The 23,925-nt window shown below is 63.7% G+C and carries 28 protein-coding genes; 14 read left to right on the forward strand and 14 right to left on the reverse strand.

All coding sequences use genetic code 11. The features are described 5' to 3' along the window. Positions 1–99: 99 nt before the first annotated feature. Positions 100–879, reverse strand: coding sequence for a hypothetical protein (locus HB634_RS21970; RefSeq protein WP_213950117.1), 780 nt, complete (start codon positions 877–879; stop codon positions 100–102). 259 nt (positions 880–1,138) lie between these two features. Between HB634_RS21970 and HB634_RS21975 the strand changes: the two genes are divergently transcribed. Further along, positions 1,139–1,576 carry a GNAT family N-acetyltransferase gene (locus HB634_RS21975; protein WP_213950118.1) on the forward strand — a complete coding sequence of 146 codons (438 nt, stop codon included), beginning with the start codon at positions 1,139–1,141 and terminating at the stop codon, positions 1,574–1,576. Positions 1,577–1,594: 18 nt separating this feature from the next. Here the strand turns inward: HB634_RS21975 and HB634_RS21980 are convergent, their stop codons facing one another. Further along, positions 1,595–2,134, reverse strand: coding sequence for an ATP-binding protein (locus tag HB634_RS21980; protein WP_213950119.1), 540 nt, complete (start codon positions 2,132–2,134; stop codon positions 1,595–1,597). Positions 2,135–2,323: 189 nt separating this feature from the next. On the opposite strand from HB634_RS21980, the gene HB634_RS21985 reads away from it, so the two are divergent. The 4 genes from HB634_RS21985 (at position 2,324) to HB634_RS22000 (ending at position 7,288) form a co-directional block, all read left to right on the forward strand. Continuing rightward, on the forward strand, positions 2,324–4,396 hold the full coding sequence (locus HB634_RS21985) for a bifunctional diguanylate cyclase/phosphodiesterase (RefSeq protein ID WP_213950120.1): 2,073 nt from the start codon (positions 2,324–2,326) through the stop codon (positions 4,394–4,396). A 66-nt stretch (positions 4,397–4,462) separates the two neighbouring features. Next, entirely contained in the window at positions 4,463–4,891 is a 429-nt protein-coding gene (locus HB634_RS21990) for a hypothetical protein (protein ID WP_213950121.1), read from the forward strand. Positions 4,892–4,910: 19 nt separating this feature from the next. After that, entirely contained in the window at positions 4,911–5,306 is a 396-nt protein-coding gene (locus HB634_RS21995) for a nuclear transport factor 2 family protein (protein ID WP_213950122.1), read from the forward strand. Positions 5,307–5,434: 128 nt separating this feature from the next. Next, a complete protein-coding gene (locus tag HB634_RS22000) occupies positions 5,435–7,288 on the forward strand; it encodes a beta-galactosidase (protein WP_213950123.1) in 1,854 nt (617 codons plus the stop codon). A 35-nt stretch (positions 7,289–7,323) separates the two neighbouring features. Here HB634_RS22000 and HB634_RS22005 read toward each other — a convergent pair whose 3' ends face one another. From HB634_RS22005 to HB634_RS22030, 6 genes are read right to left on the reverse strand one after another with little or no spacing between them, the layout of a single operon-like run. Then, entirely contained in the window at positions 7,324–8,577 is a 1,254-nt protein-coding gene (locus HB634_RS22005; RefSeq protein WP_213950124.1) for an ABC transporter permease, read from the reverse strand. Beyond that, positions 8,570–9,892 carry an ABC transporter permease gene (locus HB634_RS22010; protein ID WP_213950125.1) on the reverse strand — a complete coding sequence of 441 codons (1,323 nt, stop codon included), beginning with the start codon at positions 9,890–9,892 and terminating at the stop codon, positions 8,570–8,572. Before HB634_RS22010 ends, HB634_RS22005 begins: the two co-directional genes overlap by 8 nt. 55 nt (positions 9,893–9,947) lie before the next feature. Next, a complete protein-coding gene (locus HB634_RS22015) occupies positions 9,948–10,283 on the reverse strand; it encodes a tRNA-binding protein (protein WP_213950126.1) in 336 nt (111 codons plus the stop codon). Positions 10,284–10,303: 20 nt separating this feature from the next. Beyond that, on the reverse strand, positions 10,304–11,284 hold the full coding sequence (locus HB634_RS22020; RefSeq protein ID WP_213950127.1) for an NAD(P)H-quinone oxidoreductase: 981 nt from the start codon (positions 11,282–11,284) through the stop codon (positions 10,304–10,306). Continuing rightward, entirely contained in the window at positions 11,281–11,649 is a 369-nt protein-coding gene (locus tag HB634_RS22025) for a UBP-type zinc finger domain-containing protein (RefSeq protein WP_213950128.1), read from the reverse strand. Before HB634_RS22025 ends, HB634_RS22020 begins: the two co-directional genes overlap by 4 nt. 36 nt (positions 11,650–11,685) lie before the next feature. Further along, a complete protein-coding gene (locus tag HB634_RS22030; protein ID WP_063570675.1) occupies positions 11,686–11,973 on the reverse strand; it encodes a hypothetical protein in 288 nt (95 codons plus the stop codon). 86 nt (positions 11,974–12,059) lie between these two features. Here HB634_RS22030 and HB634_RS22035 point away from each other — a divergent pair, with 86 nt between their 5' ends. Together HB634_RS22035 and HB634_RS22040 are read left to right on the forward strand one after the other, a co-directional pair. After that, positions 12,060–12,419 carry a DUF1304 domain-containing protein gene (locus HB634_RS22035; RefSeq protein WP_063570674.1) on the forward strand — a complete coding sequence of 120 codons (360 nt, stop codon included), beginning with the start codon at positions 12,060–12,062 and terminating at the stop codon, positions 12,417–12,419. Positions 12,420–12,637: 218 nt separating this feature from the next. Next, positions 12,638–13,057 carry a response regulator transcription factor gene (locus HB634_RS22040; protein ID WP_063570673.1) on the forward strand — a complete coding sequence of 140 codons (420 nt, stop codon included), beginning with the start codon at positions 12,638–12,640 and terminating at the stop codon, positions 13,055–13,057. A 1-nt stretch (position 13,058) separates the two neighbouring features. Here HB634_RS22040 and HB634_RS22045 read toward each other — a convergent pair whose 3' ends face one another. Further along, positions 13,059–13,595: a BON domain-containing protein gene (locus HB634_RS22045; RefSeq protein ID WP_063570672.1), complete on the reverse strand. Its 537-nt coding sequence runs from the start codon at positions 13,593–13,595 to the stop codon at positions 13,059–13,061. Positions 13,596–13,755: 160 nt separating this feature from the next. Between HB634_RS22045 and HB634_RS22050 the strand changes: the two genes are divergently transcribed. Further along, positions 13,756–14,169 (forward strand): PAS domain-containing protein, encoded by a 414-nt coding sequence (locus HB634_RS22050; RefSeq protein ID WP_063570671.1) that lies wholly within the window; start codon positions 13,756–13,758, stop codon positions 14,167–14,169. Here HB634_RS22050 and HB634_RS22055 read toward each other — a convergent pair whose 3' ends face one another. After that, positions 14,170–14,868: an HAD family phosphatase gene (locus tag HB634_RS22055; protein ID WP_063570670.1), complete on the reverse strand. Its 699-nt coding sequence runs from the start codon at positions 14,866–14,868 to the stop codon at positions 14,170–14,172. Positions 14,869–15,061: 193 nt separating this feature from the next. Between HB634_RS22055 and HB634_RS22060 the strand changes: the two genes are divergently transcribed. Next, on the forward strand, positions 15,062–16,102 hold the full coding sequence (locus HB634_RS22060; RefSeq protein WP_213950129.1) for a DUF4105 domain-containing protein: 1,041 nt from the start codon (positions 15,062–15,064) through the stop codon (positions 16,100–16,102). On the opposite strand, the gene HB634_RS22065 is transcribed toward HB634_RS22060, so the two are convergent. Further along, on the reverse strand, positions 16,069–17,097 hold the full coding sequence (locus HB634_RS22065) for a TraB/GumN family protein (RefSeq protein ID WP_213950130.1): 1,029 nt from the start codon (positions 17,095–17,097) through the stop codon (positions 16,069–16,071). The two genes, HB634_RS22060 and HB634_RS22065, sit on opposite strands and share 34 nt — an antisense overlap. 203 nt (positions 17,098–17,300) lie before the next feature. On the opposite strand from HB634_RS22065, the gene HB634_RS22070 reads away from it, so the two are divergent. The 4 genes from HB634_RS22070 (at position 17,301) to HB634_RS22085 (ending at position 21,161) form a co-directional block, all read left to right on the forward strand. Beyond that, complete coding sequence (locus HB634_RS22070) at positions 17,301–17,546, forward strand: hypothetical protein (protein WP_063573675.1); 246 nt, start codon at positions 17,301–17,303, stop codon at positions 17,544–17,546. 64 nt (positions 17,547–17,610) lie between these two features. Further along, complete coding sequence (locus HB634_RS22075; protein WP_063573674.1) at positions 17,611–17,847, forward strand: hypothetical protein; 237 nt, start codon at positions 17,611–17,613, stop codon at positions 17,845–17,847. 17 nt (positions 17,848–17,864) lie between these two features. After that, positions 17,865–18,107, forward strand: coding sequence for a DUF3820 family protein (locus HB634_RS22080; protein WP_063573673.1), 243 nt, complete (start codon positions 17,865–17,867; stop codon positions 18,105–18,107). A gap of 195 nt (positions 18,108–18,302) precedes the next feature. After that, positions 18,303–21,161 (forward strand): TonB-dependent receptor, encoded by a 2,859-nt coding sequence (locus tag HB634_RS22085; protein ID WP_213950131.1) that lies wholly within the window; start codon positions 18,303–18,305, stop codon positions 21,159–21,161. Here HB634_RS22085 and HB634_RS22090 read toward each other — a convergent pair. Then, positions 21,156–21,872 (reverse strand): Crp/Fnr family transcriptional regulator, encoded by a 717-nt coding sequence (locus HB634_RS22090; RefSeq protein ID WP_213950132.1) that lies wholly within the window; start codon positions 21,870–21,872, stop codon positions 21,156–21,158. The two genes, HB634_RS22085 and HB634_RS22090, sit on opposite strands and share 6 nt — an antisense overlap. A 174-nt stretch (positions 21,873–22,046) precedes the next feature. Here HB634_RS22090 and HB634_RS22095 point away from each other — a divergent pair, with 174 nt between their 5' ends. Further along, positions 22,047–22,247, forward strand: coding sequence for a hypothetical protein (locus HB634_RS22095; RefSeq protein WP_213950133.1), 201 nt, complete (start codon positions 22,047–22,049; stop codon positions 22,245–22,247). On the opposite strand, the gene HB634_RS22100 is transcribed toward HB634_RS22095, so the two are convergent. Further along, a complete protein-coding gene (locus tag HB634_RS22100) occupies positions 22,244–22,393 on the reverse strand; it encodes a hypothetical protein (protein WP_213950134.1) in 150 nt (49 codons plus the stop codon). The genes HB634_RS22095 and HB634_RS22100 overlap by 4 nt on opposite strands. A gap of 46 nt (positions 22,394–22,439) precedes the next feature. Next, positions 22,440–23,921: an ATP-binding protein gene (locus HB634_RS22105; RefSeq protein ID WP_213950135.1), complete on the reverse strand. Its 1,482-nt coding sequence runs from the start codon at positions 23,919–23,921 to the stop codon at positions 22,440–22,442. Positions 23,922–23,925 lie beyond the last annotated feature (4 nt).

Consider the following 23,925-nt stretch of genomic DNA (forward strand, 5'->3'; position numbering starts at 1 on the left):
GGCGTGCATGATCTTGCACCCACCGGCGGTGCCCGGGAACCGTTGAATTACCTAGATCCAACCGGATAAATAGCCCGGCTCAGGGCCGGGCTTCGGCACCTACTGCTTGAGCGCCACGAGGGTGATATCGCGCTTGCTCAACTCGTTGTGAATCATCGTGGTCATCGTCTTGCCGTCGGCCGACACGGTGGACTTCGCGACCGAGGTCGCCTTGCCTCCCATCATGGATGTCTCCACGAGGGTGTGGCCGACCATCTTGACGGCAATCATGTCGGTGCCCGGGTCGCCCTTGTATGGCACCGGCTTGCCATCGAGTTTGGCGGTATACGACTCGCCTTTCGGGTCGGTCATGCTGATGCTGTCACCGTCAACCTTATACGTATAGGTCGTTACGCCTTCGGAGGCGCTCTGGTAGCTCGTCGTAAGCCACGAGCCTGCCGCAGCGTGGGAGCCCGGAGCGCCGGCCGCCGAGCGCGTCTGCGTGCCCTTGACCGTGGTTGTGCCACCTTCGCGGATCATGACCGTTTCAAAGGTAGCGGTCTTGCCGTCCGCCGAAACCGTGGTCGTGTGCGTTCCGACGACGGCGCCATTCTTTTTCGGGGTTTCCACGATGGTGTGATCGTCGACGATCTTCACCGAGTCGGTGTCGTAACGCGGATGACCGGTAACAGCGTGGTCGGCGCCATCGGCCTTGATGGTGATGGGCGGCGTACAGTTACAGGAGTACTCGCCATTCTTGAGGGTGATGATGATCGGCTTGTCCGACGATTTCACCTGGTTGATGTCGACCTTCCAGGTGCCACCGAAGGCACTTTGTGCCATCACCTGGAGCGGGAGGAGGAGTGCCAGGAGCACCCCACTGATAAGCAATTTCTTCATAGCCAATCTCCGACTGCTGTGTGCGTCGCCAAGATCTGCCCGGATAGCTTAGATGGTCCCCACGGTGCCGGAACTGTCCTCTTCTCCGAGTCCCAGCCTCGCCAGCCTACTCTTTGGGGTGGCGGCGTAAAGGCGGCTGCATAGCCTCGAAGTGGTCTGAATGTTTGCTCGGGCCCTGTATTAAAGGTTGATCACAGTTCCCTAGACTGTAAGTCTTAGGCTGTCCGATATACCTGAGAAAGACGGAGAGGGGCATCGAATGAATGCGGTGAAGGAGAGCGGAATCCGGGTGCTGGTCGCCGCGGAGCCAACCGCCGAGGATCGCGCTGCCATCGCGGCGCCGTTAGTTGCTTTTAATCGGCAACACGGTCCCACGGCGTCGGCAGAGCCGGTCGTGTTGCTCTTGAAGCACGAAGACGGTCAAACGATCGGCGGCCTTTGGGGGAAGACTGTCTACGACTGGTTGTACGTGGAGCTGCTCGTCGTACCCGAATCCTTACGGGGCAAGGGAGCAGGGGCCGCTCTCATCGGAAAGGCGGAAGGCATTGCGATCCAGCGAGGCTGTATGGGCGCTTGGTTGGATACCTTTGCCTTCCAGTCGCGCGGGTTCTACGAAAAGCTCGGCTACGCCGTGTTTGGCGAGCTCACGGATCACCCAAGGGGAAGCGCTCGCTACTTCTTGAGCAAGCGCTTCTGACATCACTGCGTGCCCCTGCTATGCAGGCGAAACGTCGTGATCGAGCACGACCCGATGTATCTCCGTGGCAGCGAGCGGTTCGAATAACGTTTCGGCGAAATCGAACATTTCATCGGTTACAGCAAACGAGAACGTTCCCGCGCGAAGCCGATTTCTTGCGGCCACGCGTTCGCGACGGGTGGTGATATCGACCTCCAGGAGATGAACCTGCACCTCGGCACCTGCCGCGGCCGCCCACTCGACGAACCTCTGCCGTCGAGCCACACGGAGAAAGCCGAGATCCAGCACCACATTTCGGTGCTGTGCGATCTGCTGCTTGCATAGTTCCCAGATCATGGCTTCACAACGATCGACACGCTCGGCGTACCAGGCGAAGTCGATGGGGCCGCCCGCGCCGGATGAAGGCGTATCGGCGCCGAAGAGCGTCACCATCCAGGCATCGATCGAGAAAATGGGCGCCTGCCTTTCCGTGGCGAGCCGGGTCGCGTAGGTCGTCTTTCCCGAACCCACCTTGCCACAGATCAGGTAGGCGATCGGCCTATCGAGGTCCTTTTCCATCGACACAGGAATCCTTGGGGTCATCGCGTGCGCGAAGGTTAGAGGCGTGACTTCCGCTTCGCAAGACCTTCTCAATATGATGAAAATGATCGTTTTCGCTCAAGATACCGGTCGATTTACCGATATCCTGTACGAGGCCATCCATCGCCCCCGATGCGTGGCAGCACCGCAGGCCCCTCAGGTAACCCCATGCTCGTCAGTAGTTACAGCGGCATCCTCGTCGTTTTCTCCCTTGTGGTCGCCATCCTCGCTTCCTATACGGCGTTGAACATGGCCGGACGGGTGTCGAGCACGCGCGGCACGGCCTCGGCGCTGTGGCTGGTGGGTGGGTCCTTCGCCATGGGTATCGGCGTCTGGTCGATGCATTTCATCGGGATGCTGGCTTTCAGTCTGCCCATTGCGATTGGCTATGACCTCGACCTGACCCTGCTTTCGTTGGTCTTTGCGATCGGTTCCTCGGCATTCGCCTTGTGGCTGGTGTGCCACGAACAGCTGCCGACGCGACATCTGGTCGGGGGCGCCCTGGTCATGGGTGCCGGTATTGCCGCGATGCATTACACGGGCATGGCCGCGATGCGGATGATGCCCGGCGTGGTCTATGACCCGCTGCTCTTCGCGCTTTCGGTCGCTATTGCGGTACTGGCCTCGGGTGCGGCGCTCTGGATCGCCTTCCGCCTGCGCAAGGATGCCGAGCGCGTGGTCCTTGCCCGCCTGGGCGCGTCGCTGGTGATGGGCTGCGCGATCGTCGGTATGCACTACACCGGCATGGCTGCCTCGGCGTTTCCTGCTGGCAGCTATTGCGGGGCCGCCCATACCGGCATCGATGCGAAGTGGCTGGCGCTTGTCGTGATCGTCGTCAGCCTCGCGGTATTCGCGATTGCCCTGATCGTGTCGATGCTCGACGTCCGCGCGAATGTGCTGACCACGTCTCTGGACCGCGCCAACAGCGAGCTCGTTCAGCTCGCCCTGCATGACAATCTCACGCGGTTGCCTAACCGTGTCCTGCTTGGTGACCGTCTGGACCAGTCGATCCACATGGCGACGAGGGAGGGGCGCCAGTTTGCCGTGCTCTTCATGGACCTTGACGGCTTCAAGGCGGTGAACGATGTCTATGGCCATCACGTCGGTGATCTTCTCCTGAGGGAGGTATCCCGGCGCATCCTGGCCATCAAGCGTGACGAAGACACGGTCGCGCGCCTGGGTGGCGATGAATTCGTCATGTCGCTGGACGTTTCCCGGCCAGAAGATGCTGCCGTGCAGGCGCAACGGCTGGTCGAGGCGCTGGGCGCGGCCTACCTGATCGACGATCACAGCGTGCATGTCTCGGTGAGTGTCGGCATCGCGGTGTTTCCGGAGGATGGCCGGACCACCCACGACCTGATGATCAACGCCGACGCGGCGATGTACCACGCGAAGGAGCAGGGCCGTAACGGCTACTGTTTCTTCGAGCATGCGATGAACGCGAACGTGCACCAGCAGCTGCAATTGCAGCACGACTTACGCCGCGCGCTCGACCAGCGCGAGTTCCTGCTTTATTACCAACCCAAGCTGGTTTCACCCGATGGCCCGGTCACCGGCGTCGAAGCGTTGCTGCGCTGGCAGAAGCCGGGCGTCGGGCTGGTTCCGCCCGACGAATTCCTCGGTGTGGCCGAACGTACGGGCCTGATCATTCCCATTGGCAACTGGGTGATCGACGAAGCCTGCCGGCAGATGCGCGTGTGGCAGGACGAAGGCCATGCAGCCTGGACGGTCGCAGTGAACCTGTCGACCGTGCAGCTTACCCACACCGGTCTGGTCGACGTGCTCAGGTCGTCGCTCGAGCGCCATGCGCTCGACCCGGCCAGCCTCGTGCTGGAGATCACCGAGTCCACGGCCATGCGGGATGCGGAAGCCAGCCTGGCTATCCTCAACGAGGTGGCCGCCCTCGGGGTGGGCATTTCCATCGACGATTTCGGTACCGGTTACTCCAGTCTCCTGTATCTCAAGCAGCTGCCCGCCGACGAGCTGAAGATCGATCGCGGTTTCGTGACCGAACTGACCAAGGGCAACGACGACGAAGCCATCGTCTCGGCGATCATCGCGCTGGGCAAGACGCTTGGCCTGAACATCGTGGCCGAAGGCGTGGAGACCGCCGAGCAACAGGCATTGCTGACCCGCCTGGGTTGCGACGTCCTCCAGGGCTTCCTGCTGGGTAGCCCCGTGCCCGGTGACCAGCTGGCGCAAAGCCTGCCTGTCCCGTCGTATCTTCCTGCCTCGGCGTAGCATCACGGCCCGCGCTGTCTTACGATGCCTCCACCCATCGCCGATCGGCGTGTTCGAGGATTTCGTATGGATGTCACGCAGGAACGGCTCAACCAGCTCTTCACCTTTTCGATGGATTTTGCGAAGGAGATGCTGGTGGAGAACGGCGACTTCTACCCGTTCGGTGCCACGGTGTCGGAAGAGGGCAGGCTGGCCGCCGACCCCGGTCACGAGGGCGGCGATGAGCCGGAAGCTCACGATGTCTATCGTGTGATCTTCGATCGCTTCGCGACGGGCCGGTCCTCCGAAGCACTCGCCGCGGCGCTGGTCGCCAACGTGACGATTCCCGACGAATTCGAGCCACCGGCCAAAGATGGCGTTCGCGTCCATATCGAGTCGAAGGGTTACGCGCGTTTCATCTACGTGCCTTATGAAATCGTCTCGGCGGACACCCGCGAAGTACGGCTGCACGATCCCTTCGCGATAGAGATCTCGCCCAGTTTTTTTACGCCCTGAGCGCTGACGGATCACTGGCGTGACCGTCTACTTCGACGATGCACTGCTGATGGCGCTTACGGCACGGGAGCGGGAACTCCACGATCCGGCGGTGCGTCGTGACGTGCTTCGTCTGCGCGGGTTGTTGCATCCGTCGTTCGTGGAAATCGGCCGGTCCGGATATCGCATCGACCTCGCCGACGTACTGCGGGATCTTCCGACGGAGGGCGGGAACGGGTCGATCGTTGCCGATGGCTTCGAGGTGCGCAGGGTGGCCGAGGGTGTAGCGATGCTTCTTTATCGTTCCGCGCATCGGTCGCCGTCGGGTGTGGACTCGCGGCATACGCTGCGGTCGAGTACGTGGGTGAGGGAAGGCGACGAGTGGCTGATGGTTTATCACCAGGGCACACCGACCGAGGCGTTTGATATTGTATGAGTTTTCCGGCTGGCACTCTTCGCCGACGAATCGGCTCCTGCCGGGCGGGTGGCGTCGTGTGATCGGGGTCCTTGCTCTGCGCGGGCCGCGTCGGTAAGTTCTGACGCTTCCATCCTGCGGAAGTCCCGATGAAGCGTCTGAGTCTGCTCCTGTCGACCTGCCTGCTGGCGGGCGCGACCCTGCCATCGTTTGCGGCTGCTTCGTCCGCTACGACACCGCACTTCGCCGTCGATCACGGTCAGTTCCTTCTCGACGGCAAGCCTTACGTGATTCGCTCGGGCGAGATGCACTATCCGCGCATTCCCCGGGCGGACTGGCGCGACCGCCTGCGCAAGGCCCGTGCGATGGGTCTCAACACGATCACCACGTACGCCTTCTGGAACGAGAGCGAGCCGGAGCCGGGCAAATTCGATTTCAGCGGTGACCACGACATCGCGGCCTTTGTCCGCGCCGCACAGGAAGAAGGCCTCAACGTCATCGTGCGCCCCGGTCCCTTCGTCTGCGCTGAGTGGGAGTTCGGTGGCATTCCGGCATGGTTGCTGAGAACGCCCGGCCTGCGTATCCGCTCGTACGATCCGCGTTTCCTGAAGGCCAGCGCCGCATGGTTCAAGCGGCTCAACCAGGAACTTGCACCACTGCTGAGCAGTCGCGGCGGCCCGGTCCTCATGGTCCAGGTGGAGAACGAGTACGGCTACGTCGGCAACGATCACGACTATCTCGAAGCGATCCACCAGCAGATGGTCGATGCCGGCTTCGACGTTCCGATGTTCACCTCCAACGGTCCCGGCCCGACCTGGATGCCGCGCGGTTCACTGCCCGGTATGGTTTCGGTGATCAACTTTACCGGTGATGGAAAGCAGACCGAACGCGCATTCCGACGCTCAGCGCCGCTGATGGAAGGCATGCCACGCATGGCCGGCGAATACTGGACGGGGTGGTACGATCGTTGGGGCCAGGCACACAAGACCCGCGACGTTGGGGATGTGAGCAGTGCCGTGTCGTGGATGATGGATCACGACATCTCGTTCAACCTGTACATGGTCGATGGTGGGACGAACTTCGGCTGGATGAACGGCGCGAACAACGACGACGCACACTATCTCCCGGTCACGACCAGCTACGACTACGACTCGCCGATCGACGAGGCCGGCCGCCTGACGCCGAAATACGAAGCATTGCGCAAGGTGATCGCCGCACACCTGCCGAAAGGCGAGACCCTGCCCAAGGAGCCCGCTTCGTCGCCAACGGTGGCCATTCCGCGCTTCACGCTGGACACGTCGGTAAGCCTGCTCGACGCACTGCCGGGCTTGTCCGCGCCGCAGACCACGGTCACCCCTCATGGCATGGAGACGTTTGGCCAGAACTATGGGCTGATTCTCTATCGCAAGGCACTCGACGCCGACGCCAAGGGCTCGCTCGACGTGAGCGACGTGCGCGACTACGCCACCGTACTCGCTGACGGCAAACCGCTCGGCACGCTGGATCGCCGCCAGGACCAGCACGCCATGCCGGTCGATCTGAAGAGCGGCAGCACGCTGGACCTCGTGGTCGAAAACATGGGCCGCATCAATATCGGCCCCGGCATGGAAGACGACTACAAGGGCATTACCTATTCGGTGCAGGTCGCCGGCGAGGACCTGCTCGACTGGTCGGTCTATCCCCTGCCGCTGGACGATCTGTCGAGCCTGCACTTCGCTCCCGGTGGAACGGGGCAGGGCCCGGCGTTCTGGCACGGCAGCTTCACCATGACGAAGCCGGATGGCACGTTCCTCGACATGCGCGGTTGGAACAAGGGCAATGTCTGGGTCAATGGTCACCACCTTGGCCGCTTCTGGCACATCGGGCCGCAGCAGACCCTTTACGTGCCGGCTTCGTGGTTGAAGAAGGGGCGTAACGATATCGTGGTGCTCGAGATGCAGGCCGGTGGTTCACACACGATCGCCGGGCTCAAGGATCCGGTGTTCGACACCCCTGCGAAGTAAGCAGCCTGCATTGTCCCGCGGTCGCTGCGGTTCGCTTAGAGGTTGCGAATCGCGGCGACCGGAGCTATCCGCGCTGCCCGTCGTGCGGGTGCGAAAACGGCGGCCTGACCGAGAACCCACAGTGCTGACGCTGCCAGCGGCAGGATGTACCACGGCATGATCGCAAGTTCATACAGGTGCAGCAGGCTGATGTTCGCGGCATAGGCAAGAACACTGCCCCCCACGACACCCGCACCGACCAGCAGGAAATTCTCTAGCTGGAAGTAGGTCGAGACATCGCTTGCCGTCGCACCGAGCGCGCGCCTGACGCCGATGTGCCGACGACGCTGACCCACCCAGAAGCTAGACAGCCCAATGATGCCCGCGCCTGTCGCCAGCAGCAGGAGCACGCTCACCAGACACATCATGAGGGCCACGCTGCGATCCGTCGCGTAGCCATGTTCGCGCGCCTGCACCAGCGTCACCACACCGCTTTCCGGATCGATGATGCGCTTGCGACTCTCTGCCCATAACGCATCCACCGCGGCCTTGCGAACGGAGGTCAAAGCACCGGGCTGTGAGCGCACGAGGTAGACCGTGCCCATGGTCGGACTCATCGAGCGTGCGGGATACAGGATGGTGTCTTCGTCGATGGATCGCGTCGTGCTTCCTGCGTAAGGTCCTTGCAGCGTTTCGAGGATGCCGACAATGCGAGCCGGTCCGTCGCTTAGCCATACAGTGCGGCCCAGTGCGGCCTCGCCGTCGAAGAGCTTGTGAGCGAGGCTGCGCGTGATGATCACGACACTGGCCGCTGCGTCGCTGCCGGGCGGAAGGTCGATGACCTCTTCAGGGCGAAAGTTGCGACCCTCGACAAGATGCACACCCAAGGTATCGATAGCGTGCTCGTCACCGAAGTACATGATGCCAAGCCTCGGCTTCGTGGTCTGCCCGGCCTCGCGTTTAACTTCGGCAAGCACGCCATAGCCACCTTCCAGCGGGTACGCTTCGCTGGCAAAGGCATCGGCGACGCCAGGCACCCTGCGCAGGGTGGCGACGTCGCCGCGCATGCGTGCGCCGATGGCATCTGCGTCAAGATCCGGCGCCCACTGGTTGACCACGACGAACAGGTTCTTCTCGTCTGTACCCGTTGGGCGCGACAGATGCACCAGACGTGTACCGACCACGAACATCGCATTGCTCACGACCGCTAGCGTCAGGGCGACTTGCAGCACGATCAGCAGGGCCGCAGTGCGATGTCGCGTGAGCGCACGAAGAATAGGCCGGATCTGCCGCCACGCGCGCTTAGCCATCGGTCTTGATCTGCCAGGCAGGTTGAACCTGGGCTGCGCGCCAGGTCGGGTAGAGAGCGGCACAGAGCGTGGCGCCGACGGCAACAGCGGTCGTCGTGACGAGGAGTCCCGGGTCCATCCGAGCCCACGCCGCGATATCCGGTTCGAACACGAAGCGGGAGCCAGCGACACCGAGCCAGGTGAGCACGACGCCGAGCATTGCGCCTGCTGCGCCGATCGCGGCGGCCTCGACGCCGAACTGCGCGTAGATGGCCCGGCGTGAGGCGCCCAGCGCTCGGCGAATGCCAATCTCCGCCGAGCGTCGCATGAATCGAGCGAGCATCAGGCCCATCACATTGACGATGGCGATGCCAAGAAAGCTTACGGCGACGATCAGGGAGAGTGTGGTGGCCTTGGGCACGATTTTCAGGGATGCCAGCCATTGCGGCAGCGAGGAAAGCCGCACGTTCGGCGGCCAGCCAAAGCGCCCCACCTGTTGCTGCGTGGCGGAATACGCGGTGAGGTACTGGCGATACCGTTCGATGTCGGTCGCGCCTCGCAATTCGACCCACGCGCCGATCCAGTCGCATTCACTGTGCAACCACGCATTGAAGTCGGGAACGCGCGTGTCGGCCGTTGTGGACGAGCAATAGCCATAGGGCGAGCGCTTGGCCAGGTCCACCGCACGGCTGAATGGCACGAAGATGTCTCCGCGCCGGACGAACGGCTGACCGATCGTGGCGACGTCGTAGAAACGGGGACGTGGATTCCAGTCGGCGATGACGCCGACGATGCGAAATACGTGTCCGTCGAGTTGAAGCGTTTGGCCCGTGCTGTCCTTGCCTCCGAAGAGGCGGCGATTGAGCCGGTCGCCGATGACCACGGCGCTGGCCCGGCCGACATCATCCGACTCGCTCCAGGCATGGCCGTAGCGAAAGGGCGCATCGAACATGGCGAAGAAGTCGCGGGTGACCGCGTCTCCTTCGAGTGAAGCGGGTAGCGACACACCGTCGGCGGGTTCGTTCACCATCGTCAGCGGATACACGAGGGAGAGCCGGCGCCCGTCGCGTGCGCGCCATAGCGCCATGGCATCCGTGTAGCTCAGCTGGGTGGGAGGCTCGCCGCCGACAGTCCGCGTCGGACCGAAGTTGTCGATCTGCGGAACGAAAAGGCTTCCCGAACGACCCGGAAGAGGGTCCCCCGCGCTGACGCGGAAGACAGCGTACGCCACCATGCAGGTAGCTACGCCCAGCCCCATGAGTGTCACGATCAAAAGCGTCAGCGCCTTGCCACCGCGAAAGCTCCGCAGCGCCAGCGCGGCGTAATAGCCCAGCATCCGAGTTCCCCCTTGCTCCCTCGGACGAGGATAACCCAAGGGAGCAGGAGTCGCGTCAGGCCATGCGCGTGCCGTTGGGCACGGGCCGCTCGACGGTCGTGATCACGACGCCGTCGTCCGTATGAAACCCTGTCAGCAGGAACTGCGAACGCACGGGCCCGATCTGCTTCTCGGGAAAGTTGATGACGCCGACGATCTGCCGCCCGACGAGGTCGTCGGGTTGGTATACACCCGTGACCTGCGCGCTGGTCTTGCGCTCGCCGTGAGGTCCGAAGTCCACCCAGATCAGATACGCAGGGCGCTTCGCTTCGGGAAAGATCTCGGCGCGGACCACGGTGCCTGCCACCAGCATCACCTTCTCGAAATCGTCCCAGGTAATCGTGTCACTCATCGTCAAGCTCGTCTTTGCTGCTACATGGTGAGGATGATCTTACCGACACTGGACGAGGACTCCATGCGCTTATGCGCCGCCGCGGCCTCGGCGAGGGGGAACGTGCTGTCGATGACCGGCACGAGCGTGCCGTCGTCGAAAGCCTCCAGCCAGCGATCACGGAAGCGTCTCGTCATGGCCTGCTTGACGCTCTGCGGGCGCGACTTCATTACCGTGCCGATGATCTGCAGGTGGCGATACAGCAGGCGGTCCAGGGGCAGGGAGGCACCCTTCGCCCCGCCGAGGAGGCCGACTTCGATGAGCCGTCCGCCGAAGTCGAGTGAAGCCAGGTTGCGTTCGAAGTAGGGCGCACCGATGAAATCCACGATCACGTCGACACCCTTGCCGCCGGTCTCGCTCCCGATCACTTTCGCGAAGTCGTCGGTGTTGTAGTCGATGGCGATATCCGCCCCGAGCTCGCGCACGCGGCCGAGCTTGGTGGCGCTTGCCGTGGCAAAAACCCGTGCACCCGCCGCATGCGCGAGCTGCACGGCGGCAGAACCGACGCCGCTGGCCGCCGCGTGAATGAGGATGCTCTCGCCGGCGTCGAGCCGGCCGAGGTGGAAGGCGGCTTCGTGGGCGGTGACGAACGCCTCGGGAATACCGGCAGCCCGCACATAGTCGACGCCTTCGGGAATCGGCATAGCCATGCGGTAGTCGATGCGGGCCTGTTCGGCGTAGCCACCGCCACCGACAATACCCATCACGCGGTCGCCGACGGCGAAACCTTGTACGCCCTTGCCCACCGCGATCACTTCGCCGGCAAGTTCCAGGCCCATGATGGCGGAGTCGCCGAAGCTGTCCTTCCCGTAGCCACCCGTGCGCTGGATGATGTCGGCGCGGTTGACGCCGGCGGCATGATTACGGACGAGAAGGTCGCTGTCCCGAAGCTCGGGCTCGGCGACGTCCCGGAGCTGAAGGACATCGGCCGCACCAAACTCGTCGAAGACGATGGCCTTCACGGGTTTTCCTCGCCGCGCGCGAGTACGGCCTGCCAGCGGCGCGGCACGAGGCCTTCGGGGCCCGGCGTCGGTTGGTCGCGCGGATGGCTGTGCGGTGGCTTGAGTGGCGGCCCGTCGAACATGTCGTCGGTGCGGTAATCGTAGAACCAGTCTTCACCGGGCTCGAAGCTCTGGATGACGGGATGGCCGGTGGCATGCGCATGCTTGCTGGCGTGCTTGTGCAACGAATCGTCGCAGCAGCCGATATGGCCGCACTGGGCGCAGCGGCGCAGATGGAACCACCAGGTGCCGGCGGCCAGGCACTCCACGCAGCCGTTGCCGCTGGGTTCGGCGGCCAGGTCGATACCGTCGTTTTCGCTGTTCATGGGCACCTCCTGAGGGGATGCCCCGATCCTACCCGATCAGAGAATGTGTCCGGCCCGGTTGAGTTCGATCAACTGCATGCTGTCGACCGAGGCGGCGAGGAAGCGCAGGGCGATACGTAATTCCACGCTGTTCGGGCAACCCTTCTCGAGTAGCCCTTCGATCCGTTCCGCGGCGTCGGCCACGGGCAGGTGTTCATGCTCCAGGGCGTGCCGGGCGACATGGTTGGCGCGGAACTGTGCTTCGAAGTAGTCGTGGTGCAGCAGGGCCTGGAGGAGCCCGAGGGCCTCCAGCGAGATCTCCTGTGCCGCGATGAGGTTATGCATCCGCTAATGAGAGCGTCAGCGCCGGACCCCTGCAATCCACCATCCGGCCTAAGTAGAATCGCGGTCACTCCCAAGCAAGGATCGTCATGGCCGTCGTCGCTACCGTACTCACCGTGCTGGTGATCCTTATCCACGTGTATATCGTGCTGCTGGAAATGCTGCTCTGGCGCACGCGTGGGCCCAAGGTGTTCGGCATCACGCAGGAATTTGCGCGTGACAGCGCCGCCCTGGCGTCGAATCAGGGGCTGTACAACGCCTTCCTGGTGGTGGCCCTGGTGCTTGGTCTGGCGCTGCGCGAACCGTTTGCCACCGCCTTCGTGTTCTACGGCCTGGGGTGCGTGGTGATCGCCGGCCTGTGGGGCGCGTTCACCGCGAGCCGTCGCATCCTGGTCGTGCAGGCCTTGCCCGCCGCCCTGGCGCTCGCCGCGCAGTGGCTCGCTCGCTGATCGGAAGGGGAGCGCAGCCTTTTATCGTCGAATCCGATGATATCCGGGGCTGGATATGACGGAATTGCGATTCAATCGAGCTAATGCGTCGCCTGGCCATACGTTCGTGAAAGGTCTATTCGGCCACCGTGAAAAATCTGCCTAGTGGTCTATATTCAACGTGCAAAATCGGTAGTAGTTTCATCCACAGGTTCCCCAAAGCCGATATCGAGGCTTTCATGATTACTGAGCAGGCGGCGCCACGCGCGATCATTTTCGAAGACCATTCCGGGTTGGCCTCAGCGCTCACAGACTTACTCGTCGGTCGGCTGGGCTATGAGGTGGTGGCGTGCGCCGGGTGTATCGAAGATGCCATTCGCGTGGCTCACGTCGAGCGCTGCGACGTTGCCGTCGTGGATCTGGACCTGCAAGGCATCATGGCTTATCCCGCGCTGGACGAACTGATCCGTCGAGGCATTCCCTTCGTGCTCGCGACCGGCGCGATGCCACTCGACATCCCGGTTCGATACCTCGCTCCTCTCGTGTGCAAGCCCTATAGCGCGCAGCAACTGGAACACGCCATCCGCGAGGCGTGCGGACGCGTCGCGGTGCACGCGACAGCGGCCAGCGTCCCCTTGTCGGCAGCTGGCCGCGGCTGAATCAAGCCTCGTTCCGGGTGCCCGCCCTTACGCGCAGCGTGTTCTCGACCTCCTTTACCCCCACGGTATCCACCACCGCGTCCTCGGCAAGGTGTTTCATGTAACGCTCGGGCACGTCCCCGCTCAACGTGACCACGCCCTCCGACACGCCCACCTGGATGTTCGATGCGTCGATCGCGTCGTGCAGCGTCAGTCTTTCGCATACGTCCTCGCTGATGCGTTCGTCGGCGCGCGCGTAGCCTCGGGGACCGACACCCCGGTATCCGCCGGGATAACCCGACGCCGTCCAGCGGCGTCCTTCGCCGCCGCGCTCGGAATCGCTCTCATCGCGGCCGAAATTGCGATGCCCAGGATGGCGTCCTTCGTAAGCATGGTTCCCGCCAAAGTCGCGGTGGCCTGGGTGTCGCCCGGCGCTGGCCTCATGACCCGCTTCATAGGGACTCGCCCCGAAGTCACGCTGGTCGGGGAAACGACCCCGGTTGGCATACATGCTACCGAACTCGTCGCCCGGCACGTTACGTTCATCAAAGCGACCCATGGTGGGACTCCGGCACGGTGAGAGTGGTCAGTCTTCGCTTTTATCCATGCAGGGCGCGTGGACGCGACGTAGTTCCCTTGTGGCTACCGGCGGTTTTCTCCACTATGGCCCGCACATCGTCGGAAACCGGCGATCCGCCAGACATCGTTACGGGGGTGAGATGTCGCGTATCAGTTTCGATGAGCCGTGGACCTTCGGGGGTCATCCATGGCGTAGTCTCAAGGACACGTCGTTCGGCGTGATCGTCGCGGATGCCCAGGGCGACATCGTCCACGTCAATGAACGTGCGGCGGAGTTGCATGGGTGGGTTCGACTGGCCGTGGGGCCGGAAGACTACAGCCGGATGTACAGCATCTTCACCGAAGAAGGTCGGCCATACCCCTCCGAAGATCTCCCGCTGGCCCGCGCCGTTCGTAAAGGCGAGACCAGCAAGCACGCCCGCTGGGTGGTTCGCCGGCCGGATGGCTCGCGGCAGACGATGCAGGGCTCGGCCTATCCCGTGGTCGACCACGAGGGAGACCAGGTCGCCTCCGTGCTGGTACACGACGCGATCGGCGAGGTCACATCGGGCTGATCAGTGCGCCGGGGCGTCGCGGCTGGCGGCGCCGCAGGCTTGGCGAAGCCAGTCGTTCACGACGTCCAGGTCGGTCACGATGCCTGCGCAAAGGCGGCGCAGTTCGGCCGACGGCTGCTGCAGGTCGGGCACCATGATCGTCGGCAGTCCGGCAGCCACGGCCGAGCGCACGCCGGCCTGGGAATCCTCGAGGGCAAGGCAGCAGTTGGTCGGCTTGTTGAGGATGCGCGCCGCGCGCAGGTAGGGATCGGGGTAGGGCTTGCAGCGCTCGCAGTCTCCCGCCGCCACGAGGGCGTCGAAACGGTCACGCAGGCCAAACTTCTCGAGATGATGGATAGCCGTGCCATGGGACGAGGAGGTGGCGATGGCGCGGGGCAGGCCGAACTCATCCAGGGTGTCCAGCAGGGCGGTCACGCCGGGTTTCAGCCGGAGGTCGGTGTCGAACATGGCGTGGTAACGCTCGGAAGCGCCTGTCCATACGGCGTCGAGGTCAACCTCGTCGCCCACGTATTCGCGAAGCAGCATGCGCGCCGCATGACCGTGAAGGCCGACCATCCGCTGGCACAGCGACAGGGGGATGTGGATGCCGACGTCCGAGGCCGCGGCAAGCAGGGCATCGCGGTACAGCGCTTCGGTATCGAAGAGCACGCCGTCGAGGTCGAAGACGATCGCCTGCGGTGTCGCCGGAAAACGGACCATGCCAGCCCCCTTTCAAAACAGCATTGCCGCGCTCGTATGGCCGGCTTCATCCCGAAAATAACCCGCTTTGTGGCAGTGCGCCATAGTCCGAATAGGTCATTTCGGCAGTGGAAACGTTTGCGTTCCCCGGCGGCAGCGGCGACGCTTGTCCGATGAGCCATTCGGAACCCATTTGCCCATGAGAAAACGCAGGATGCTCGCCCGAACCGTCGCGGGAGCCCTGGCGGGCGTGCTGCTGTTCCTCTCCGGCGCCTGGGGGGCTATCGCCTTGTTCTACCAGCTGCCCGGTCCGGTCCCGGCCCGCGCGACGGGTGCCGTGCTCTGGAGCGTGCTATACGTCGGCCTGCTGCTCGCCCTGTTCGGCTGGCGGGTGTGGTGGGCGCCGATCGCCCTGGGGGTGGCCCTGGCGTTGCTCATCGGCTGGTGGATCACCATCCAGCCCCGCAACGACCGCGTCTGGTCGGACGATGTGGCTCGGCTTCTTTCAGGGGAGGTCCATGGATCCCACGTCACCCTGCACAACGTACGCGACTTCGACTGGCGCACCGACGACGATTACGACGCGCGCTGGGAAACGCGTGACTACGATCTCGACCACCTGGTGTCGGCCGACGCGATTCTCTCTTACTGGTCGAGCGAGGCGATCGCGCACGCCATGCTGTCCTTCGGCTTCGACGACGGCCGCCACGTGGTCTTCTCGATGGAGATCCGTCGGGAGAAAGGCGAGGCATTCTCGGAGGTCGGGGGCTTCTTCAAGCAGTTCGAGCTGGTCCTGATCGCCGCCGACGAGCATGACATCGTGCGCGTGCGGACCAATGTGCGCGGCGAGGACGATTACGTCTTCCCGCTGCGGATGCCGAAAGACGCGATGCGTTCGCTGTTCCTTTCGTACGTGACGGCAGCCAACGAGCTGGTGCAGCACCCGCGCTTCTACAACACGGTGACGTCGAACTGCACGACCATCGTCTATCGCATGGCGCGGCGCATCGACAGTGGCCTTCCGTTCGATATCCGCCTGCTGCTGACCGGCTACCTTCCTGGCTACCTGAGAGACAACGGCGCGCTCGACAGTCGGCTTTCCACCGACGAATGGCGGCGGCTCGGGCGAATCACCGACCGGGCGAGGGCCACCCGACCGGGCGACGACTTCTCGGCGATCATTCGCGAGGGCGTGCCGCCCGCGCAGGTTCCATCACCGGCTCAGTCGCCGTCGTCGGGTGCCTCGACCTTGTAACCCTTTGCCTTGAGCGCCGCGAGGTAGCCGTCGTCGCCGAGTAGGTCCTCGATCGGCACGATGGCGACGGCCTGGGTGTCGTGGGCCATGGCGGTGTCCACCACGGCGAGCCACGCGTTGCGTACGGCCTTGGGTATGTCGGTCAGGCCGATCCGTTGCGCCACGCCGCCGTCGGTGACGGCATCGAGGCAGGCCGCGCGCTGTTTCGCCGTGCGGTCGTCGCGGAGCGCAGCGATATCGCCGGTGGCCCATGCATTGCCGCGCCGGGTCATGTCGGCGAGCTGGGCATCGATGTTGTCGACACTGAGGGTGAAGCAGGAGAGGTCGTCCAGCGTCGAACGCTTGAACTCCTTCACGGCCTTGCGCGGGTCGTCGACCATCAGCGTGTACTGCACGGGTGTCTGCTTGACGTTGTACTTGGTGGCGATGGCCACGACGGTTCGCGTGATGACACCGGCCTTGCCCAGGCCGGTTTTCTTGACGGCGTTCTTGTATAGCTCGACCACGGCGAAGATCGGACGGTAGCGCTCCACGGAACGATCGTCCCCGATGTAGCGCGTCTTCACCGTGAGCCAGCGCGCGTAGACATCCGGCGGCACGGTGTCCTTGAGGGTCGCACCGTCCGGCGCATTTCGGACACCGATCAGGGAGGGCAGCAGGGCAAGCTTGCCGAAGAAACCGACATTGGGTTTGATCTCCACCTTGGGCGGAAGGATCAGCTCGCTGGAATGGGCGAGGGCGTCGTCGATGTCGTCCGACTTCCAGGTCATGTTCTGCGGCAGGGGTGACAGGCTCCCCAGAATCAGCAGGGTGTGCTCGCCGCGGGTCACCTTCCAGAGGCCCGGCCCGGGTTGCACGCCACTGACCGTCACGGTCTCCAGGGTGGGTACGCTGCTCGCGGGCGCTGGCGGGGTCGTCGTCTGGGCGCGAGCGCTGCCCGCGTCGGCCAGGCCAAAGAGGAAGGGCAGGGCAAGGAGGAGGCGGGTGGTCGTCATCGGCGAAGTCTAGACGAACGCGCTTACCTGTCGCCTGCCCTTGGTCGTAGCCGCTGGCCTTGCGTTCACGTCCGTTAACGCCTCCCGCCGTGATTCCGGCGTGAAGGAAATAGTGCGTCATCCTTCCATTGTGGGGGCATTCGCGAACGGATAATCTTGCCCATCCGTCGCGTCCGTAACAACTCAGGGTTACCCACCGATTCATGGCACTGGTGATCTACGACATTCCGTTCAGTCCCGATCTCGCCGGGCTATGGCACGTGCAGATGAACGGTGTGCCGATGGAAAATTTCGAAACCCGCGTGGGTGCGATCGCCTACGCCGTGCAGCAGTCCAAGTTGCTGGGCGTCCAGAACGGCCTGCAGGTGCTGGTTTCGGTCGAAGGGGCCGATGGTATCTGGCGTGAATTCGAGTCGAACGCGAAGCGTCCGGTGAGCGGCCTGCAATAGCGCTGCACGTCACCTTGATGCGCGATGCATAGGATGGGGGCACGAGAGGAGGAACATCTCACCCATGGCGCATCGAAAGATTGGTTACTTCGACGTTGAAGGCACGTGCTATGTCGCCAAACCCGGGCGCTGGCGCGGCAAGTACGTCATTAGCGAAGACGGCGACGAGCTCGCCGAGAAACTCTGCGTCACCTTGCACGAGAACGAAGAAGACGCGTGCGCCGAAGGCATGACGCTCGGCGTGGCCGCCGCCCGCAAGCTCATGAAAGAACGAGAGGGGTTCGATCCGGGCGACGAGTAGGCAGTTAGAATGGCCGCATGACCGACCCCAATGAAGCCTTCCGCCAGGATCTCGCGAAGCTCGCCACGGCTGTGATGCCCTTTGGCAAGTTCAAGGGCCGGGCGATTGCGGACCTTCCCGGAAACTACCTCGCGTGGTTCGCGCGCGAGGGCTTTCCGCCGGGCGAACTCGGCCGACTTCTCGCGATCATGCTCGAGCTTGACCATAACGGTCTGCGCCGCCTGCTGGATCCGCTGCGCAAGGCCTCGAAGTCCGCTTGAACGCTTCACTCACGCAAGCATAGCGCGTGCCAGAAAGTGCCCTTTCAGGGCGCTGCAAGTTATTCCGAATGGCCGATGGTGCGATTCGTTTACACGGCGTAAGTTTTCCTTGCGTCCCTGTGAATGTCTCGTTGCGTTCTCATTCGTAGGGTCGCCTGGTCCCAGCCCCACTCCCCTAAGGCCCGGAGACTCACAATGAAAATGAAAAACATCATGGCGCCCCGGCGCCACGGCCTCGCTTTGGCCATCGCCGCCGCACTCGCATGCGCCTGTGCGCAGGCAGCGGCCCAAACGCCCCCTGCGCCAGTCCCCGCCACGCCTGCCCAGACGCCTCCGCCGGACGACCAGGCGCAGCAGAAAACCACTGAGCTGACGGCGATCACCGTCACTGGCTCGGCCTTACCGCGCATCGACGTGGAAACGCCGTCGCCGGTGACGACCATCACTGCTGCGGATATCCAGAAGAGCGGCCTGACGACCGTCTCCGACGTGGTGCGGTCGATCTCCGCCGACAATAGCGGCTCCATCCCGGCCTCGTTCACCGCGGGCTTCGCCGTGGGTGCGACAGGCGTGGCGCTGCGTGGCCTGACCGTCAACTCGACGCTTGTCCTCATCGACGGCCGTCGTGCGGCGAACTATCCGGTGACCGATGACGGCCAGCGTTCCTTCGTTGATCTCAACACCATCCCCTCGAACGCGATCGATCGTATCGAAGTGCTCAAGGACGGTGCGTCATCGCTGTACGGTGCCGATGCCATCGCCGGCGTGGTCAACATCATCCTCAAGCCCAGCTTCAAGGGTGCCGAATTCACCGCCGATGTCGGTACGTCGGAACACGGCGGAGGGCTGACGAAGCGTGGCACGGTGTTGTTCGGCGGCGGCGACCTGAAGAAGGACGGCTGGAATGCCTATTTCAGTGCCGAGTACCAGAAAGACAACAGCATCATGACCCGTGACCGTGGCTATCCGTACAACACAGCGGACCTGCGCCGCAGCGGCGGCAACAACCTCATCGGTGGTCAGCCCTCGCAGAATTCCGGCTCGATCTACGGCACGGTGACGCCGGGTACCCTGTCACGTCCAGGCGACGTAACCTCTGGCGTGGCCGATCCGGGTGGTCTGGCGCAGCCGCTGCAATCGTGCGGTTCGCTTGGCACCCTGGTGACGGACGATCCAGCCAATCCGGGCAGCTACTGCTCGCAGAATCGTGCGCTGTATACCGCGATCCAGCCCACCGTCGAACGGGGCGGGTTATATGGCCGCTTCACCATCAAGCTCTCGGACACTTCGCAGGCCTATATCGGCGCGAGCTATTACGAGGTGAAGACGACGTTCCCGGGCACCCCGGCGCAGATCCAGGCCAGCACGCCGAACAACACCAACGCGATCGCCTTGCCAGCAACGCTGCCGAACGGTTCGCTCAATCCGAACAACCCGTTCGCGGCGCAGGGTAGCGCGGCACTGATCAACTACTCGTTCCCCAGTGCCCTGGCCAGCGGTCAGACCGACAACCACAACCTCCGCCTCGTCGGCGGTCTCACCGGGCAGTGGGGTGAATGGAGCTACGACACGGCCCTGGTGATCAACCATGATTCGCTGGATACGCGCCTGGATGGTCTGCTCAACTACGGTGCCCTGCTTTCCGCTGTCACCAATGGCACGTACAACTTCGTCAATCCGTCGGCGAACTCGCGCGAGTTGCTGGATGCCCTGGCACCCACCCTGCGGAAGACGTCGACCAGCGACCTGCAATCGCTCGACTTCCATGTGACGCGTCCGCTGATGGATCTGGGTGGTGGCTCGCTGGGTCTCGCTACCGGTGTCGACGTGCGCCATGAACAGCAGAACGACCCGGACCTCAACGCGAACCTGCAGGCACAGGGTCTCGGCGTCGCCCGTACGAGTGGTCAGCGTACGGTGGGAGGCGTCTATGTCGAACTGGATGCGCCATTCACGGAGTCTTTCGAAGTGGATGCTTCCAGTCGTTTCGACCACTACTCGGACTTCGGTAACAACTTCTCACCGAAGATCGGCTTCAAGTGGAAGCCGATCGAGCAGCTGGCCGTGCGTGGCACGTTCTCGAAAGGCTACCGTGCGCCGGGATTCTCCGAGAGCGGAAACAGCCAGAGCGAGGGCTTTGCGACATTCACGCCGCCGGCGGATTTCCAGAATGCGCATAACAACAGCGGCTATGTGCAGCCTTATCCGCTGGCTTTCCTCACCACGTCCAATCCCAAAATCCAGCCGGAACGCTCCAAGAGCTACACCCTCGGCCTGCTGTTCCAGCCGACGCAGGACCTGAGCGCGTCGCTGGATTTCTATCGGATCAAGAAAACCGGCGTGATCGCGCAGCAGGATCCAAACGCCGTGCTCGATGCGTACTTTGCCGGTCAGCCACTGCCGGCGGGCTCGGCGATCGTGGCGGATGGTCCGGACCCGGCGGCGCCGGGCGCGCTTGCGCGGCCCCTGGTCGTGGCGGCACCGTGGGTCAACCAGAACTCCCTGAAGACCCAGGGCGTGGACCTCGACCTCAAGGCTGGCTACAGCTTCAACGAGAACGTGCGCTTCACCAGTGAAATCAACCTGACCAAGATCATCAGCTGGAAGCTGAAGCTGGAGGACGGCACGACGCTCGAGTTCGTCGGTACGCACGGTCCTTACGGTGTGTCGTCAGGTGCGGGCACGCCGCGTTACCGTGGCTCGTGGGCGAACAGCATCTCGTTCGGAAAGGCGACGATCACCGGCACGTTGTATTACACCAGCGGACTGAAGCTGACCGCGCCGGACGTTCAGGACGGCTGCTTCTCGACCAATACGGATACGGGCGACAACTTCCCGGCGGATTGCCGCATGGCCTCGTTCACGGACTTCGACCTGACGGGCCGCTATGACCTCACGGAGAAAATCGCACTCACCGGCTCGGTGATGAACGCATTCGACAAGAAAGCGCCGTTCGATCCGCTGAACTATGCAGCGCTGAACTACAACCCGACCTATGCGCAGAACGGTGTGGTCGGGCGGTTCTTCACCGTGGGCGTGCGGGTGAAACTATAAGAACCGATCGCGCAGGGATGCTTCATGGAGCACATCCACGCCATCCGCACGGATGGCGATGGATCCGTCGCTTCGCAACCTCGCCAGCATGCGCGTCACCGTGGCCGCACTCATGCCCAGGTACGAACCGATATCGTCGCGTGACATCGGCAGGGGCACGAAGCCGCTGCCGATGCCTTCCACCCGGCGGCGGCGATCGAAGAGCTCCAGCAGGAAAGACGTCACCCGCTCCAGGGCCGATCCGTCGGTGGCGCGGCGCGTAAAGGCGCGTTCGCGCCGGCGCAGCGTGCGGAGATGGGTGGCAATCGCTGCACTGTGTTCGCACAGTGCGTCGGTGGCGGTGCGGGGAAATCGGCAAAACCACGTCTTGCCGACGGCCACCACCGACGCGCTGTGCGTCTGTGTGCGCTGGGCGTCGAGTGCGAACAGTTCGCCCGGCAAATGAAAGGCAACAACACGCCCTTCGGTCACGGTCTTCGCCAGGCCGCTGTGCACGGCGAATGCTGCGAGGTGAGGTGCATCGGGCTGGACCAGCCGGTCTCCTTCGGAGAAGGGACCGACACGCTCGACCACCTCGCGCATGTCGAGAAGGTCGGGGTCGCCACCACGGGTTGCTTCACAGGCGGCGGCGTGCCGACACGACGCATTGCAGCAGACGGACGGCCGGCGTGAGGTGCTGGACTGGCTGGCGATGGCTGATGCGGTCGACACGGGTAACCTCCGGCACTCACGAAGCGCACCCGCATTTTAGGCCCCGATGTGGAGGGCGATGAGAACGGTCATCCCGCCGTGCGCTTTTGCCGCAGGGGACCCACCCATTGACCTTGTCGTGGTTTTGCCTTAGTAAGAGCGATGGGGGAACACCAAAAGGGGGCCGTCAAGGCCATGGCACGTCGAGTCACGCAAGTCAGCTCACCCGTCGTCGAAGACATCCGTTCCAACGCAGCGCCCTGGCCCGATGGCTTCATGCCCGGCACGGTGGCGCCGTTCGTCATGCGTTATGGGGTGGATTTCCTGGTCGCCATGCAGCGCACCGCCACCGCGCACGACACCGCCGTGGCGCCGGACGAAGTCGAGCCTGCTTAACGTTCCGAGGGATGCGAGCGAGGTGCCCGCGCGCCATCGTCCGGCGTGTCGCCGGCTGGGCCGCCTTTAAGAATGCCGCCGACGACGACGATCGCTATCGTCGCCGCAATGAGGGCGAGCAGGGCGTAATAGCGGGTTCGATTCATGAGGCCAGTCTCCGTGGGCCTGGGTCAACGAAATGGATGGCTCACGTTACGTGCCCGTGGTGCCAAGCAGATCGGCCACGGCATCGATGAGCGCGTGAACGGAGAACGGCTTGCTGAGCATGGCTGTGCGCTCCGGCAACGCGGGCGTGTCCGCGAAAGCATCCCACGCGTAGCCGGTCACGAACAGCACGGGCACGTTCCGCAAGGTTTCGCGAACGGCCAGCGCGAGTTGCCGACCGTCCATGCCCGGCAGGCCGATATCGGTGACCAGGATGTCGGGTGGCGGTCCGGCGTCGATCAGGTGGAGCGCTTCGTAGGCTTCGGCGCAGTCACTGACCCGGTAACCCGCTTCTTCCAGCACTTCTCGCGCGATGGAACGAAGCATCTCTTCGTCCTCGACCAGGAGAACGTGCTGGCCTTTGCCGCGCACGAGCGCAGCGTCGACATGGGCATGGACGGCAGCATTTTCGCCGACGTGCCGGGGCAGCCAGAGGCTTACCGACGTGCCTGCGCCAGGGCTCGATTCGATGATGGCGCGGCCTCCGGTCTGGCGTGCGAACCCGTCCACCATCGACAGCCCAAGCCCCGTTCCCTGGCCGATGGCCTTGGTGGTGAAGAAAGGGTCGAACGCCTTCTCGACCACGCTCTGCGACATGCCGGTGCCGGTATCGCTCACGGTGATCACCACGTAATCTCGGCGTCCCCTGCCGATGTCCGCGCGCTCGACGTTACGGGTCCGGATGGTCATCATGCCGCCCGCCGGCATCGCGTCTCGCGCATTGATCGCCAGGTTGAGGACGGCGCTCTCCAACTGGCTGGCATCGGACAGGGTGCGCCAGAGGCCGTCCTGCATCTGGAGGTCGAGTGTGACCTGTTCGCCGATCAGCGGACGCAGTAGCAGATCCAGTTCCCTGACAAGCGCGTTGGCGTCCACGTCGGACAGCGACAGGGCCTGCTGACGGGCATAGGCAAGCAGCCGATGCGTGAGGCCGGCGGCGCGCTTGACCGCGCCGCTGGCAGCGTCGAGCAGCCGGCGCGTGCCATCGAGACGCCCGTTGTCCAGTCGTTCGGCGACGACTTCGATCGCACCGCCGATGCCGCCGAGGATATTGTTGAAGTCGTGCGCGATACCGCCCGTGAGGCGCCCCAGTGCCTCCAGCTTCTGGGCGTGGCGTTGTTGTTCGTCCATATCCCGGCGGCGCTGCGTATCGCGGCCCATGCCGTAAATGACGTTGCCGTCAGGCACGCCGGTCCACGCGAACCATCGGTAGTTGTCGTCTTTCGTGCGCAGTCGTAACTCGAGATCTTCGACAACGTCACCGTCAAACATCTGGCTGACCGCGTCGCGCGCGCGGTCGAGATCGTCGGCGTGGACCAATGCCTCGAAGTCGAGGCCGACCAGCTCGCTGGCCTCGTAGCCCAGCTCACTTTGCCAGGCGGGGTTGGTGTCCCGAAAACGGCCGTCGCGCGCAAGCACCACGTAGAGGTCGCGCGAGATGGCCCAAATCTTTTCCCGGCCGTCGGTCATTGCC

It is taken from the genome of Luteibacter sp. dw_328 (assembly GCF_018449605.1).
Classification (GTDB): Bacteria; Pseudomonadota; Gammaproteobacteria; order Xanthomonadales; family Rhodanobacteraceae; genus Luteibacter.